Source organism: Sphingomonas sp. ABOLE, from assembly GCF_003950455.1.
In the GTDB taxonomy this organism is placed as follows: domain Bacteria; phylum Pseudomonadota; class Alphaproteobacteria; order Sphingomonadales; family Sphingomonadaceae; genus Sphingomonas; species Sphingomonas trueperi.
The window spans coordinates 25,134-39,454 of the sequence record NZ_QQWY01000043.1 but is presented as its reverse complement, the minus strand read 5'-3'; the positions used below and the strand labels follow the sequence as shown (position 1 = coordinate 39,454).

Annotated in this window: 14 protein-coding genes and 3 pseudogenes; 10 read left to right on the top strand and 7 right to left on the bottom strand. The window is 62.4% G+C overall.

The genetic code is table 11. The annotated features are described in order from the left end of the window. Positions 1-152 precede the first annotated feature (152 nt). A pseudogene (locus CA234_RS20205) lies at positions 153-728 on the bottom strand (Tn3 family transposase); the annotation flags it as partial. 396 nt (positions 729-1,124) lie between these two features. Here CA234_RS20205 and CA234_RS20195 point away from each other — a divergent pair. After that, complete coding sequence (locus CA234_RS20195; protein WP_004212898.1) at positions 1,125-1,991, top strand: recombinase family protein; 867 nt, start codon at positions 1,125-1,127, stop codon at positions 1,989-1,991. After that, positions 1,969-3,426 (top strand): FMN-binding glutamate synthase family protein, encoded by a 1,458-nt coding sequence (locus CA234_RS20190; RefSeq protein ID WP_017503703.1) that lies wholly within the window; start codon positions 1,969-1,971, stop codon positions 3,424-3,426. The genes CA234_RS20195 and CA234_RS20190 overlap by 23 nt, the downstream gene beginning before the upstream one ends. 131 nt (positions 3,427-3,557) lie before the next feature. Here CA234_RS20190 and CA234_RS24480 read toward each other — a convergent pair whose 3' ends face one another. After that, positions 3,558-3,845, bottom strand: a complete 288-nt coding sequence (locus CA234_RS24480) for a hypothetical protein (protein WP_164521889.1) — start codon at positions 3,843-3,845, stop codon at positions 3,558-3,560. A 452-nt stretch (positions 3,846-4,297) separates the two neighbouring features. On the opposite strand from CA234_RS24480, the pseudogene CA234_RS20185 reads away from it, so the two are divergent. Then, a pseudogene (locus CA234_RS20185) lies at positions 4,298-4,516 on the top strand (peroxidase); the annotation flags it as partial. 37 nt (positions 4,517-4,553) lie between these two features. Here the strand turns inward: CA234_RS20185 and CA234_RS20180 are convergent. Further along, complete coding sequence (locus CA234_RS20180) at positions 4,554-4,979, bottom strand: helix-turn-helix domain-containing protein (RefSeq protein ID WP_164521888.1); 426 nt, start codon at positions 4,977-4,979, stop codon at positions 4,554-4,556. Between the two features lie 50 nt (positions 4,980-5,029). On the opposite strand from CA234_RS20180, the gene CA234_RS20175 reads away from it, so the two are divergent. From CA234_RS20175 to CA234_RS20145, 7 genes and pseudogenes are all read left to right on the top strand, one after another. After that, positions 5,030-5,917 (top strand): cation diffusion facilitator family transporter, encoded by an 888-nt coding sequence (locus CA234_RS20175; protein ID WP_241213607.1) that lies wholly within the window; start codon positions 5,030-5,032, stop codon positions 5,915-5,917. Between the two features lie 28 nt (positions 5,918-5,945). After that, on the top strand, positions 5,946-6,377 hold the full coding sequence (locus tag CA234_RS20170) for a DUF411 domain-containing protein (protein ID WP_126002606.1): 432 nt from the start codon (positions 5,946-5,948) through the stop codon (positions 6,375-6,377). Positions 6,378-6,586: 209 nt separating this feature from the next. Beyond that, entirely contained in the window at positions 6,587-7,336 is a 750-nt protein-coding gene (locus CA234_RS20165; protein WP_126002605.1) for an MBL fold metallo-hydrolase, read from the top strand. A gap of 57 nt (positions 7,337-7,393) precedes the next feature. After that, positions 7,394-8,329, top strand: coding sequence for an NAD(P)/FAD-dependent oxidoreductase (locus tag CA234_RS20160; protein WP_126002604.1), 936 nt, complete (start codon positions 7,394-7,396; stop codon positions 8,327-8,329). 258 nt (positions 8,330-8,587) lie between these two features. Further along, positions 8,588-8,848 carry a zf-TFIIB domain-containing protein gene (locus tag CA234_RS20155; protein WP_241213608.1) on the top strand — a complete coding sequence of 87 codons (261 nt, stop codon included), beginning with the start codon at positions 8,588-8,590 and terminating at the stop codon, positions 8,846-8,848. A gap of 45 nt (positions 8,849-8,893) precedes the next feature. After that, positions 8,894-9,379 carry a hypothetical protein gene (locus tag CA234_RS20150; protein ID WP_241213606.1) on the top strand — a complete coding sequence of 162 codons (486 nt, stop codon included), beginning with the start codon at positions 8,894-8,896 and terminating at the stop codon, positions 9,377-9,379. Beyond that, positions 9,376-10,085: pseudogene (locus CA234_RS20145) on the top strand (transporter). Before CA234_RS20150 ends, CA234_RS20145 begins: the two are co-directional and overlap by 4 nt. Before the next feature lie 105 nt (positions 10,086-10,190). On the opposite strand, the gene CA234_RS20140 reads toward CA234_RS20145, so the two are convergent. Genes CA234_RS20140 through CA234_RS25060 form a run of 4 tightly spaced genes read right to left on the bottom strand, consistent with a single transcriptional unit; the run spans position 10,191 to position 14,254 of the window. After that, complete coding sequence (locus tag CA234_RS20140; protein WP_126002603.1) at positions 10,191-10,463, bottom strand: hypothetical protein; 273 nt, start codon at positions 10,461-10,463, stop codon at positions 10,191-10,193. Beyond that, positions 10,460-12,982, bottom strand: coding sequence for a cbb3-type cytochrome c oxidase subunit I (locus tag CA234_RS20135; RefSeq protein ID WP_126002602.1), 2,523 nt, complete (start codon positions 12,980-12,982; stop codon positions 10,460-10,462). Before CA234_RS20135 ends, CA234_RS20140 begins: the two co-directional genes overlap by 4 nt. Next, on the bottom strand, positions 12,979-13,938 hold the full coding sequence (locus CA234_RS20130; protein ID WP_126002601.1) for a c-type cytochrome: 960 nt from the start codon (positions 13,936-13,938) through the stop codon (positions 12,979-12,981). Before CA234_RS20130 ends, CA234_RS20135 begins: the two co-directional genes overlap by 4 nt. Then, positions 13,928-14,254, bottom strand: coding sequence for a c-type cytochrome (locus CA234_RS25060; RefSeq protein ID WP_241213605.1), 327 nt, complete (start codon positions 14,252-14,254; stop codon positions 13,928-13,930). Before CA234_RS25060 ends, CA234_RS20130 begins: the two co-directional genes overlap by 11 nt. Positions 14,255-14,321: the final 67 nt, after the last annotated feature.

Here is a 14,321-nt window from a genome sequence, read left to right as displayed (position 1 = left end):
ATCGTCGGCGAGCGCAACTGCAATCGTCTCTTTATGGACATCGAGACCGACAAACTTGCTGATCGACATTGTCCTTCTCCTTCCTGACAAGCTGAGCTTACGCCCCACCTGCCTCGAAGCGCGAGGCGAATGACGGTCATTGGGTCTAAGGATTTGGGCCAGCGATATTCCCCGGTTAGATTGATGTGTTCCCATCCCAACGGCGAGACGTGGGCGAGTAGATCAGGCGCGATATGGGTACCGCTGGCGGCCCGGGTATTGACGACCTCGCCGAGCTTCATGGTGTTCCAGAATATGATGATGGCGGCGAGCAGGTTCATTCCGGCGATGCGATAGTGCTGGCCTTCGCCGGATCGATCCCGGATTTCACCTCGGCGGTGGAAGCTGATGGCGCGCTTTAGGGCGTGGTGGGCCTCACCCTTGTTGAGGCCGATCTGAGCCTGGCGCTGGAGGCCGGCATCAAGAATCCAGTCGATCATGAACAGGGTTCGCTCGATGCGGCCCACCTCTCGCAATGCGAGGGCCAGCTCATTCTGGCGCGGGTAAGAGGCGAGCTTGCGAAGAATCTGGCTGGGGGCGACGATCCCCGCTGCGATCGTCGCCATGATGCGCAGGATGTCGGGCCAGTTGCGCTCGATGAGCGGTTCATTGATCTTACCTCCGACCAGCGCTCGCACATTGGCCGGCGTCGCGTTGGGCGTGAAGGCATAGAGTCTTTTCTGAGGGAGAGGGCATCGCGTGGAAGGTACGCCAGACAACGCTAAGCGAGAACATTTCAAGAACCGTATGATGGCCGTTACCGCCGGAGGTCGCTAAGCCCCAGTTCTTCCCACATCCATGTAAAGTCATAGGTGCCCATCGGATCGGCGGTGCCCGATTTTGCCGCGCCATTTTCGATATATTTGAGCCAGTCGGCTACCTTTATGGCCGCTTCGACCTCGACCTGAACGACCGGATTGATTTTGGACGGCTTGCAGCGTGAGGCGGCTGATCGGCCTATAACATTTGGGTACACCCCAGAGTGATAGGGCCGAGTGACACCATTCGTCTGTCACAAAAGGGTGGGTTTGCGCTCAATGTGACGATACACTGCAAGAGCCACCCTAATGTGACGGATTTTGCACTTGGCTCGTATCGGATATGCCCGCGTCAGCACCACGGACCAGGATCTGGATATCCAGATTGGCCGCCTCAAGAATGCAGGTTGCGAAATTATCCGTTCCGAGACCGGATCGGGGGCCTCGCGGAGCGGGCGCACGGAACTGGAAACGATCATGCAGTTTATGCACACCGGCGACGAGCTGGTCGTGCTGCGGCTCGACCGGCTCGGCCGCTCCACGCGCGATGTCCTGAACCTGGTGCATGAGCTTGATGAAAAGGGAGCTTCGCTGCGCATCCTTGAGCCAGAGGTGACGACGGCGGGCGACATGGGGCGAATGGTCATCACCATACTCGGCATGGTCGCCGATATGGAGCTGAAGTTCATCAAGGATCGTCAGCGCGCCGGGATCGAAGCGGCGCGCGCCGAAGGCGTTTACAAAGGCCGGAAGAAGAACGTCGATGACGATGAAATCCGCCGTCGCCTTGCCGCCGGCGCCAGCAAGGCCCGCGTTGCCCGCGACCTGAAGGTCTCACGAATGACCGTCTATCGGGCGCTCGACATTATTCCGTCAAAGACCAAACTGCCGGAAAAGCCGCCCACTGCCAGCATCGCCCTGCATCTGATTATCGAGAACTTCAACAAGCGTGGAAGAGGTAGAAAACCCGCTCGGGAGCGGATTGAGGCGATGCTGGAACGCGACTACGCCATGGTAAAAAACGGCAATTGTGATTACAAACTGACCGTCGCCTATGACCCCGATCCGGATGGCATTTCCCTTGATGAGGAAATCCAAAGCCTCCTCTCCGAGATGTTCAACATCGCAGAGAGCTACAATTGCTCCATGGAAGCCGATATCTACGAGGTCGGTGGTCAGCAACGGTCCTGGTAGAATCAATCAAGCGTTCAGTGTTCGTTCTTCAACCTGGCCAAAATCGCAGATTCGGGCCGACTGGGCCTACCTGGTCGAAAGCGACCTCGACGGGCGGCCCTTCAGCCACGATGAGCGCGCGCTGGTTTATGCTCGGGCCAAAGGCGACAATTCCAGCCATCCCTTCGGCACGGAACTCGACGTCTATGGCCGCGAGTACAAATGGCTCGCCCATTCGATCGCGCCGTCGCGAGAGGCGCAAGGCTGTACCCGCGTTGCGGTTGGCACCGATCAATGCAGCCGGCCTTATTTGGCGGCGCGGCTCAACATCTCGGCGATGAGCTTCGGATCGCTCGGTGGCAGGGCGATCGAAGCCCTCAACCTCGGGGCAAAGATCGGCGGCTTTTATCACGACACCGGCGAAGGCGGCCTTTCCGACCATCATCTCAAGCATGGAGGCCATGTCGTCTGGGAGATCGGATCGGGCTATTTCGGATGCCGCGACCGAGAAGGGCGTTTCGATCCGCTCGCTTTTCGAGATGCCGCCCGCCGCGATGAGGTCGTGATGACCGAGATCAAGCTCAGCCAGGGCGCGAAACCGGGCTATGGCGGCTTCTTGCCCGCTGCGAAAGTGACCGACGAGATCGCCACAGTGCGCGATGTCCCCGCGGGGCAAGACTGTGCGTCGCCCGCCTACCATACGGCCTTCTCAACCCCGATCGAACTGGTCGAGTTCGCCGCGAAGATGCGCGAGCTGTCCGGCGGCAAGCCGGTCGGCCTCAAGCTCTGCATCGGCCATCCGCACGAGTTGTTCGCGATCGTCAAAGCCATGCTGGAGACTGGCATTCTGGTCGATTACCTCGTCGTCGATGGGGCTGAAGGCGGCACCGGTTCAGCACCGATCGAACTTTCGGACAGGGTGGGTATGCCCCTCCGCGAGGGCCTGATCCTCGCGCGCAACGCGCTCGTCGGCGCAAACCTCAAGCCGGTGATCAGGCTGGCGGCTTCCGGCAAGGTCAATTCCGGTGCGTCGATCGCGATGAACGCGGCGCTTGGGGCGGACTGGTGCAACGCCGCACGCGCCTTCATGTTCGCGCTCGGTTGCGTTCAGTCACTGCGCTGCCATACCGACACATGTCCGACAGGCGTGGCGACACAGTCACCCGCCCGCCAGCGCGGCTTGGTCGTCGAAGACAAGGCGGCGCGCGTCGCACGGTTTCAGAAGGCAACGCTCAACGCCCTGCACGACATCGTCGTGGCCTGCGGCCTCGAATCACCCGACGAGTTCAGTCCGGACAATTTCAGGCAGCGCATCAGCGCGATGGAGATGCGCACGATGGATGAGGTCTATCATTTCGTCGCGGCGGGCGAGATGATTGACGGTGCACGCGACGAGCGTCTCGCGAAATGGTGGAAGCAGGCCGATGCCGCGAGTTTCTCTCGTCGCGCATTTTGACAAACAGCCAATTCGGCCAGAGCACCCAACAATCTGTTAACGATCGCTGATGCTCCCCTCAGCCGCCCATCGACATTCGCACCATCGCATGCTCAGCCAGCCAATGGGGCGGATCGTGGGGTCATCCCTGACTATCGGTGATGACGGCGAGGGCGATCGTGCCCGCGTCGCTCGTGACGGTCTCGGCGGTAATTGTCGCGATAGGCATGGCGATCGTAGCGCGGGACGTTCCAGCTTTGCTGGTGGCGATCATAGTTCCCGTACCCATAGGAGCCGTAGCTGTTATACGAACCATGTCCTGAACCGTGACGAGGGGCCTCATGCCCGCCACGATTACCGCCGTGCCCTTGCGCCATCGCGACCGGCGCGGCAAGCAGCGACAACATCGCCGCAGCCGCTGCCAGAAAAACGCGTTTCATCGACCATCTCCTCAATCGAACATTGGCTTCACGCCATGCGTCATGTGATGGAGTGATCAGGCTGAACCTAGCCGGAACGCATCAGCGAACGGCCGTTCATCTACCAACGCGAGGAAATTTCGTGTCTCAGGATACTTTAGATCCACGGTTATCAGGCTCTGCGCGTCAATAGCCGATGGTGGAATTGGGGCGACCAGTGCCCTGATCTCGCAAGCTGGTTTGGTCTATAGCCACTGCGCATTGCTCGCGATGCGGACGCGCGCTCCGGATCGGCCTTTGTCATCTCGACACCCCTTTCTCGGCCTATAATTCCCACCCTAAGATGGAAGTGAGCGGCCAATCTGGCACCCTTTGAACCTTCGTCGGCCGACCATGGCCCATGTGCGACCGAAGAGATCGCGTCGGCAAGTTGCTTCGCAAAAAACGCGAGGAATTGAACATGACGTTACAACCCGGCCATGGCTGGCCGCAATTTCGAGGAAATCCTCAGGGTAATCGATTCCCTGCAACTGACCGCCAAGCATAGCGTGGCGACGCCCGTGAACTGGCGTCAGGGCGAAGACGTCATCATCGTGCCATCGCTCAGCGACGATGAGGCTCGAGGCAAGTTTCCCAAGGGATGGCGGACACTCAAGCCCTATCTGAGAATCACGCCGCAACCGCAGGATTAGGCTCGGGCCCGCAAGAGCGGCGCGATGGGCGATCGCCTCATCCCGACACTGTCATATCCGGATCGGCGCGAAAGGCGTCCAGAATGCGGCAGTCGTCGAGCGTAGTGTGACCGCACTGCGTCAAGAGGCGCGAGAGCGTGGCTTCAAGCGCCTTGAGATCGGCGATCTTCCCCCTGACTTCGGCAAGGCGCGCGATTGCTATGGAATCCACCTCGGAGCACGGAGCTTCCACCGGTCGTGCCGACAGGGACAGGAGTTCGCGCACGGTGCCAAGCGGGAAGCCGAGTTCACGAGCTTTCCGGATGAAAACGAGCCGTTCGAGATGCCGCCGATCATAGATCCGATGCCCGCCCCGGTTTCGGCCGGGTTCGGCGAGCAGCCCGATTTTCTCGTAGTAGCGGATTGTGACGACCTTGCATCCGGTGACGGTAGCCAAGGCCCCGATGGAAAGATTCTGTCGCATGGCCTTGAACCTATAGCAGCTATAGGACTTAAGTAGCAATCGAGGTCTCATTGAAAACCGAAGAGCGTGTCATGAAAGAGTGCTGCGAAGGGGGTGGTAAAGATCCGAAGGTGTCGGCCTGCGACAAGCCTGTGGCGACGCCTGGAACAGCCTTGCCGGCATGCTCGTCGTCGGGCCCGGCATTGACAAAGGCATCCAGCCCTTGCTGCCCGGAACCGGCTGAAGACGACAAAGCTGCGTCCACCTGCGAGGCGCCGCGCGTGCCTGATGAAGCAGGCGGGCATTTCAGTGGTGACGACTGCTGTTCCGCCAAAGAGCAGGAGATTGCTGCGCTAGGGGCTCATTCGGACGTCAAGCGCGTGCTGCAGATCGTACTCGCCATCAACCTCGCCATGTTCGTCGCCGAGTTCACTGCGGGCCTTCTGGCCAATTCCACCGCGTTGATGGCCGATTCCGTCGACATGCTCGGCGATGCGCTGGTGTATATCCTGAGCCTCTATGCTCTTCAGCGCAGCTTGCGGTGGCGTGCGGGGGCGGCCCTCGCGAAGGGCGGGATCATCGCTGCTTTCGGCATTTGGGTGATGTTCGAGGCCGCATCGAAGCTGGTGAACGGTGTGACTCCGGTGGCCGGGACAATGGTTCTGTTCGGCCTGATCGCGCTTGCCGCAAATCTCACCTGTCTCGCGCTGCTCTACCGGTTTCGTCACCGCGACGTGAACCTGTCGAGCACGTTCGAATGCTCGCGCAACGACGTCATCGCCAATACGGGCGTGCTTATTGCGGCAGCGGGCGTCTATGCGACAGATGCCGCCTGGCCCGATATTCTTGTGGGCGTGATCATCGCGATCCTGTTCTTCCGCTCCGCGATACGCGTGCTGCGCCAGGCCTGGCCACAATTCAGGGCGGTCCGTCCGGCCGTTGCGGTGCCGTTGGATTGAACGGACGGTGCGGATGAAGGAGCTACCTATGCTGAGAAAAGTCGCGATGCTGGCCCTCCTCGGGGCAATTGTGGCCGCGCCTGCCGAGGCTGGGACCATCGGCGGTGTGATGTACAAGGATCCCGGCTGCGGGTGCTGCGACGGTCACGCCGCCGCGCTGCGACGTGCAGGAATGGACATCGCGGTGGTCCCGACCGGCAATGATGTTTCGGTCCAGGCGCGCAGGGCCGTGCCCGAAGCGCTTCGGGGCTGCCACACTACGATAGTCGGCGGCTATGCCGTCGAAGGACATGTGCCGGTCAATGTGGTGCAGCGCATGCTGCGCGAGAAGCCGGCCATTCGCGGGATTGCACTGCCTGGAATGCCGTCTGGTTCTCCCGGTATGGCCGGGCCGAAGACTGCGCCTTTCAAGGTCCTCAGCTTCGGACCTGCGGGCACCAAGGTCTACGCCATCGAGTAACAGACCTTGAGTGAGATGACACCTTTTGGGAATGGGATATGGTTGGAGATGACATCATCTAATTCAAGCGCTGCTCTGAAGCCGAACATGCGATGTCGGGACATCCCGACAACTTTTCAGCTCATAGCGCGTTCTGTAGCGATGCAGCCGTGGCGGCCTTGCTGCATAACTGAGCGAGGCGCGCCAGTGTCTGGCGCCTGCCGAGCGTTATGATTTTCCGTCAGCTCTTCGAGCCGGAGTCGGGCACCTACACCTATCTGATCGGATGTCGGGATAGCGGACTGGCCGTGCTGATCGACCCGGTATGCGAGATGGTCGATCGCGACCTGTCCGTCCTGCAGCAGCACGGCTTGACCCTTGCGTATACGCTCGAAACACACATTCACGCGGACCATGTCACCTCGGCCTGTCGGCTTCGGAGCCTAACGGGATGCAAGATCGCCTATCCGGAGATGGACGGCCTGGCCTGTGCCGACATCGCCGTGAATGAAATGAACCCGCTCAGCGTGGGCAGCCTGATCTTGCGACCCTTGTTCACCCCGGGTCACACCGACGCGCATCACAGCTACCTGATCGACCGGCCCGATGCGAGCAGGGTGTTCACTGGCGATGCTCTCCTGATCGACGGGTGCGGGCGGACCGACTTTCAGAACGGCGATGCGGGCACATTGTATCGGTCGATCCACGAGAAGCTATTCACTCTTCCCGACGACACGCTCGTATACCCCGCGCATGATTACAAGCATTGCCACGTCACGACCGTGGCCCAGGAGCGCGAGCGAAACCCTCGCGTAGGCGGCGGCAAGACACTTGAACAGTTTATCGAGATCATGGCGAACCTCGACCTGCCTTACCCCAAGCAGATCGATGTCGCCGTTCCGGCCAACCGCCTGTGCGGCGACTGCCCGGATGAGGACACCGCCGCCCGTGATCCATCTTGCCGTGCACTACAGGGTTGATCCGGTGGGCTCGGAAACCAAACGCCCGGGCCGCTCGAAAAGGAAGCCGCGGACAATATGACGCAAGATTGTTATGACGCTCTGGTTATCGGCGGCGGTCCGGCAGGGCTGACCGCCGCCATCTATCTCGCGCGCTATCGCCGCCGGGTCATCGTGGTGGATGAAGGCCATAGCCGCGCGAAGTGGATCCCGCTTTCGCACAACCATGCCGGTTTCCCGGACGGCATCGGCGGTGAGGCTCTTCTCCTTCGCATGCGTGCCCAGGCCGAACGCTATGGCGCGACGATCAGGGCCGGCCGCGTAGACGTGATCGAAGGGTCCGCGGATGCGTTCACCGCTCGCGTTGAGGGGCTGAGCATTTCCGCGCGCCAGATCCTGATTGCGACGGGCGTGGAGAACCGGCGTCCGGAAATGAACGAGGACACCCATCGGGACGCCCTCGATCGGGGGCTTCTGCGCTATTGCCCTGTCTGCGACGGCTTCGAGGCAAGCGACCAGTCGATCGGGGTCATCGGCGCTGATACGCATGGGGTGGCGGAAGCCTTGTTCCTGCGAACCTTTTCGGATCGGATCACGCTGCTCGCGCATCAATCCACCGAGCTCGACGACAGCGACCGGGAAAGTCTGAGCCATGCGGGTATTGTAGTTGCGTCGAGCACGCTCGACCGGCTGGATTTCTCCGGCGATCAGGTGGTGGTGCATCTGATCGATGACACCGAATTGCGGTTCGACACGATCTATCCGGCGCTCGGCTCCGACACCAACAATGCGCTCGCGAGGCATCTTGATATCGAACTGAGCGACGATCGCTGCATCGTCGTCGATACCAAGCAGCGCGCATCCATGGAGGGTGTCTATGCCGCTGGCGATATCGTAATGGCGCTGGATCAGATCAGCGTGGCCATGGGCCATGCAGCAGTCGCGGCCACGGCCATGCACAATGACTTGCGAAACAGGGACGGACAGACCACTGCAGCGAAAGGCGGTCATTGAAACGCACGCGAACCGTGGGTCGAGAGAAGCGCAGCCGGCCCCGTGCAAGCCGCACGCTGCGATCCTTCCGACGATCTTTCATGTTGGCGCATAAGGCCCCACCCGAATCTGCGATTTGTTAGAGAGGAAGCCTGCTATCAAGGCTATATGAGGATGCGCGCAATTGTGCTCGATCTGAGCAAGAGAGAAGGATTTGCCATAATGGAAAACCGTGCAGCGCCAGGTCTCCTGTGTCCCACCTGCCGGGTCGACCTGGTCATGAGTGAGCGCCAGGGCATCGAGATCGACTATTGCCCGCAATGTCGCGGGGTCTGGCTCGACCGGGGCGAACTCGATAAGATCATCGAGCGCAATATGGGCGATGTCGTAGCGCGCCCGACTGGCGACGAGTGGTCCGGCGGAGGGCGCGCAGGCGTGTTCGATGACCGTCGCGGCCATGGCGATCATGGAGGGAAGCATGGCTACGAGCGTGGCCATCGTGGTCGCCGCAAGAGCTTCTTGAGCGAATTGTTCGACTGAAAGCCCGTGGGTCGGCGCGGCCATTCCCGGCGAAGCCACGCCGCCGTGAGCGACGATGCGTCGTCGACGAGACGCCTGAAACATCACTTTCCTGCGCGCGCCAGCCGCACCACCTCTGATCCCGCGCTCGAACCTTATGGCCGGCGGGCGCGGCTGGAGCGCTGGGCCGCGTTATTCGACCGCAATCCCTTTCAGCTTATCGGGCTCTTGCGGCCTTCATGGGCGTCAGGTCGTGAAGTCATACCGATGGTATCGAACCCGAGCGCCATCGATATCGCGTGGGCCGATCCCGTATTTCGGGTCACAGGTCTGAAGGGCCGATCCCGCGGCGCGATGAAAGCGTTCTTCGGTCTTTCGGACGCGCAGTTCGACCGGATCGCTTCCGGCTCCTGCCGCGTTCCGCTTCGCCCGGCATGGCAAGTAGCGGCGCGAATCGGCAATGTCGCCGACCCGCGTCTGAAAAGACCGCTCCTGATCAGCATTCTGGTCATCATCGCCGTCTTCATCGGCATCGTGCAGGGGCTCGGATAGCGTTAGGATCAAAGGCCGGCGAGGTCGGCAATACTTATACGTCAATTCCGCTTGCGGCGGTTCTCCCAGGCGCGGTCCTTTCCGTGGTCAGACGTCCGAGCGCTGGGTTCGTCAGCGCAGTACAGCATCTGGCGTCCGGCGTCGTGTTCGCCGCGGCTGCGACCGAGATCCTGTCGCAGATCAAGCATGATGCCTCGCCCTTCGCCACACTCGTCGACGGTGCCGTCGGCGTAGGCGTCATGCTGCTTCTGAAGGAAGGTGAAGGGCGCGGGACAGTCCGGTGGCCAACCTAAGTGCAGTGGACATCCACATACTGGTTGATGGCCTCGTTCTCGGTCTGGCTTTTGTCGCAGGCGAAAAGGCGGGCGTCCTCCTGACTGTCGCCTTGACGCTGGAAGTGCTCTTTTTGAGCCTGACGGTCACGGCCGAGCTCAACGAGGCCATGGAATCGAAGCTGCGCGTCATCGCGACCGTGTTCGGACTCGGCTTGCTGCTTCCGCTGGGCGCTGCGATCGCGCTGCCGGTTGCGACACTCCCGGCACCGGTCATCGTCGGCTTTCTCAGCTTCGGACTTATGGCGCTTCTCTATCTCGTCACTAAAGAGTTGCTAGTACAGGCACATGCGCGGCCCGACAACTCGCTGATCAGCGCGATGTTCTTCGTTGGGTCTCTGGGACTGCTGGCGATCGAAGAACTGATGTCCTGAATAGAGATGCCGGGTTATTGCAAACATGATGTGCAGGTATCGATGGTGAAATGCGAAGAGGGGCAGAAAGCATCGGTGTCTGATGGTTCTTCTTGACTGCGAGCGTCAGGCAAGCATGATGGGCAACCCCTGCCAAAGCACAGCGAGGAGGCTCAGCACAGCGCCAGCCATGCCAACCGACCGCCGCCACTGCGCGAAGGCCTCAGAGCATGGTATCCCGCGAAGCCAGCGCAGCAGCCATAGGTCGGCGATGATGCAGAGAATGGTCAGCGCGATAACGAGCGTTGCCGCCGGCGCGAACTCCGCGATCAGATAGAGACCGAAAAAATGGACGGTCCAGACGAGGAACCCGCCGAGCAGGATGAGCCAGCTTCTCACGCGCCGACGGCTCGGGTGAAGAGCGTGCCGACCAGTCCCTGCGCACCGCAATAGCCGATGAACAGGCAGGCGAGGTCCAGCGTGCTGTTGCGCGTCGGCGTGATGAGCCCACGCAGCGCCCGCCAGCCCAGATAGGCGGCGAACAGCAGGCCGATCGCGGCGACGGTGCCCTGCAGCGAAAGGATCGCGAACACCGCCGCGCCCTGGCCGCTGGCGTCGGGGGCCAGCACGGCACTCCACAGACGGATATCGAGCAAGGTCAGCAGCGGCGTCGCGACTCCCGCCAACAGAACCGGTACGACCGCCCAGCCTTTGCCGATGCGATGCAGCCAGCGGGACGCCGCGGCCGCGGCCACGACGAGTCCGTAGCCCAGCGCGATGGGCGCGCCTCCGCCCAGCGATGCCGGCGAGGTCCAGAAGGCCGGCTGGTTGCTCCACAGGAAGGCGAGCCCGAACATCGCCATGGCGGAGATCATGGCCATGACGATCATCAGGATGACCATCGCCCACCAGCCATGACTGCGCGGGCCGGTCATATAGGTCGGCACCATGATGCCCGCGCCGATGTCAACCTCGCCCTGCGCGATCGGCCGATCGGTTTCGGACAGCCAGCGCAGCATGGCCATGATGGTGATGACGCCGCTGGCGAGGCCGAACATATAGGCCTGCACCGTCAGTGCGAGGAAGAAAAAGGCTGTGAAGATCGCCGCCACAAGCGGCCAGACCGAGGGACCGGGCATGATCTGGACATATTGCGGCTCGGCCAGCAGCGGGCTCGTGACGATCGTCTCGCGCAGGCCGGTGGCCGAGCGCGGCAGGAAATAGCGGCCCTGCTCGACATCGTCGGAAATCTTCGGATCGTCCCATAGCGGCTCGCGGCTCTTCACCACCGGGATCGAGCGCGTCGAATAAAGCTCGGTCGGCAGCCATTCGAGCGAGCCAGCGCCATAGACGTTGCCGGCATTGCCGCCGCCCGGCGCCATGCGGAAATTTCGCACCAGGTCGATCAGGAACAGCAGGACGCCGAAGGCGAACAGGAAAGCCCCGATCGTCGAGATGAGGTTCAGCATGTCCCAGCCGCTGCCGGGCAGATAGGTGTAGACGCGGCGCGGCATGCCCATCAGGCCGACGAGGTGCATCGGCATGAAGGCGACATTCATGCCGGTGAACATCAGGCCGAACACCCATTTCGCCAGCCGCTCGCTCATCGCGCGGCTGCTGACCATCGGAATCCAGTAGTACATCGCCGCGAACAGCGGAAACACCATACCGCCGATCAGCACATAGTGCAGGTGCGCGACGATGAAATAGGTGTCGTGCGCCTGCCAGTCGAACGGCACCAGCGCGACCATGACACCGGTCAGCCCGCCGGTCACGAAGATTACGATGCTGCCGAGCACGAACAGCCCCGGCGCATTGAAGCGCGGCCTGCCGATCGCCAGCGTCGCGATCCACGAGAACACCTGGATGCACGCCGGCAGGCTGACCGCCATCGACGCGGCGGAGAAGAAGCCCGTCGTCATCGGCGGCAGGCCGACGGTAAACATGTGATGCGCCCAGACGCCGAAGCTGATGAACCCCGTGGCGATCATGGCCAGCACGATCAGGCGGTAGCCGACCAGTTCCGCCTTCGCGACGGTGGGCACGATCATGCTCATCATGCCGGCGGCGGGCAGGAAGATGATGTAGACCTCCGGATGGCCGAAGAACCAGAACAGATGCTGCCATAGCACCGGATCGCCGCCTCGCGCCGCGTCGAAGAAGGGCCAGTTGAAGGCGCGCTCGATCTCCAGCAGCAGCGTCGCCAGGATCACGCTGGGAAAGGCGATGATGATCATCACCGCGAAGACCAGCATGGCCCAGGCGAAGATCGGCATCCTGTCGAGGCTCATGCCCGGCGCGCGGGTGCGCAGGACGCCGACGATGATCTCGATCGCGCCGGCGATCGCCGAAATCTCGATGAAGCCGATACCCAGCAGCCAGAAGTCGGCGTTGATGCCGGGCGAATAGGCCTTGGACGTAAAGGGCGGGTACATGAACCAGCCGCCGTCGGGGGCGAGGCCGACGAACAGCGAGGCGAAAAAGGCCAGGCCACCCACAGCATAGGCCCAGAAGGCGTAGGCCGATAGGCGCGGGAAGGGCAGATCGCGCGCGGCCAGCATCTGCGGCAGCAGCAGCACGCCCGCCGCCTCGACCATCGGCACCGCGAACAGGAACATCATCACCGTGCCGTGCATGGTGAAGACCTGGTTGTAGGTCGCCTGCGGCAGCACCTCCATCAGCGGCGCTGACAGTTGCACCCGCATCAGCAGCGCCAGCACGCCTGCCAGCAGGAAAAACAGGAAGGCGGTGCCGAGATAGAAGATGCCGACATAATTGTTGTTGACGACGGTCAGATATTCCCAGCCGCGCGGCGCGCACCAGATACGGCGCAGTTCCTCCTCTTCTTCGGGCGGGCGTTCCTCCTGCGTCGGGAACCGCTGGTAGAGATCGGGGTCGAACCCAGTCTCCGACCTCATTTGAGGCTTTCCATATAGTCGGCCAGCGCGTTCAGATCGTCCGGGCTGAACTGCTTGTAGTTGGGCATGCGGTTGCCGGGCTTGATCGTCTGGCTGTCGGCGATCCAGCCTGCCAGCGTGCCGCGATTGTTGGGCAGGATGCCCGCGCCCAGCGATCGCCTTGCGCCGACATGGGTGAGGTCGGGACCGGCGGTGCCGTTGGCGGGCGTGCCGCGCACGGTGTGGCAGCCAGCACAGCCGCTGGCGAGGAACAGTTCGGGCCCTCGCCCCGAAGCGGGACGCGGCGGTGCAAGGCGTTCGGCACGCCAGCGGGCGAAGCTTTCCGGCGTATGCGCGACGACGACCAAGCCCATCAACGCGTGGGCGCCGCCGCAATATTCCGCGCACTGCCCGCCGTAAGTGCCCGGGCGATCGGCGCGAATGCGCAGCAGGTTCCGACGACCGGGGATCATGTCCATCTTGCCGGCGAGCCGGGGCACCCAGAGGCTGTGGAGCACGTCCGCCGATTCCAGTTCCAGCAGGACCGGTTGCCCGACGGGAACATGCAATTCGTTGGCATCGCGGATAACGGGCTCGCCGCCTTCGCCGAGATATGTCACGCGCCACCACCACATTTCGCCCGTAACCCTGACGCGCATCTCGCCCGGTTGTGCTGCCGTCGCCTGCAGGCTGCCGGTCAGCCACAGACCCCAGACCAGCAGAGCCGTCAGCACGACGCCCGGAAAGGCCACGCCGCCGATCCAGATCGCCCGGTCGCCGCCCAGCCGCTGGCGAAGGACAGGTCTGCCCCAAAGCGCTATCGCCAGTGCGGCGAGGACGATCAGCAATACGCCCGCGCCGCCCATCAGCAGCGCCCAGGCAAGCCGGGTGACGGGCTCGGCATAGGGGCCGGCCGGATCGAGAACCGCCGGCGGCCAGCCGCCGAGCGCGGCCTGCGGAGTCGCGCTATTGCTCATGCAGGAACGCCGCGATGTCGTCGGCCTGCGCCGCGGTCATGGGAACCGTCGGCATCGCCGTGCCGGAAGAATCGCGCAGGAAGGCAGCCAGATTATCGGGGCGATTGGAATAGCGGCCCGCGATCGTGCCCCGCTCTGCGAACCTTACAAGCGAAGGGCCGGTCTTGCCCTGCGGCCAGATGCCCGACATGGCGTGGCAGGCCCCGCAGCCAAGACGCGCCGCCGCCGCCTTCCCGCGCGCCGCCGCCTCGCCGAGCGTGGCATTTGGAGCGATCTCGGCCTTGTCGCAGGCGGCGAGCAGCAGAACGGCGGTCAAGAGAATGCGTGCCCCCAAATGAGATCTTCCTTCCCCGATGGGGAACCGACCGCCTCGCACTCGGTTC

Coding starts and splice junctions, on each gene's coding strand:
- CA234_RS20170 (WP_126002606.1), top strand. CDS start 5,946: ATGCTGAGAAAAGTCGCGATGCTGGCCCTCCTCGGGGCAATTGTGGCC.
- CA234_RS20180 (WP_164521888.1), bottom strand. CDS start 4,979: ATGCGACAGAATCTTTCCATCGGGGCCTTGGCTACCGTCACCGGATGC.
- CA234_RS20155 (WP_241213608.1), top strand. CDS start 8,588: ATGAGTGAGCGCCAGGGCATCGAGATCGACTATTGCCCGCAATGTCGC.
- CA234_RS20130 (WP_126002601.1), bottom strand. CDS start 13,938: ATGAGCAATAGCGCGACTCCGCAGGCCGCGCTCGGCGGCTGGCCGCCG.
- CA234_RS24480 (WP_164521889.1), bottom strand. CDS start 3,845: ATGAAACGCGTTTTTCTGGCAGCGGCTGCGGCGATGTTGTCGCTGCTT.
- CA234_RS20160 (WP_126002604.1), top strand. CDS start 7,394: ATGACGCAAGATTGTTATGACGCTCTGGTTATCGGCGGCGGTCCGGCA.
- CA234_RS20135 (WP_126002602.1), bottom strand. CDS start 12,982: ATGAGGTCGGAGACTGGGTTCGACCCCGATCTCTACCAGCGGTTCCCG.
- CA234_RS20165 (WP_126002605.1), top strand. CDS start 6,587: ATGATTTTCCGTCAGCTCTTCGAGCCGGAGTCGGGCACCTACACCTAT.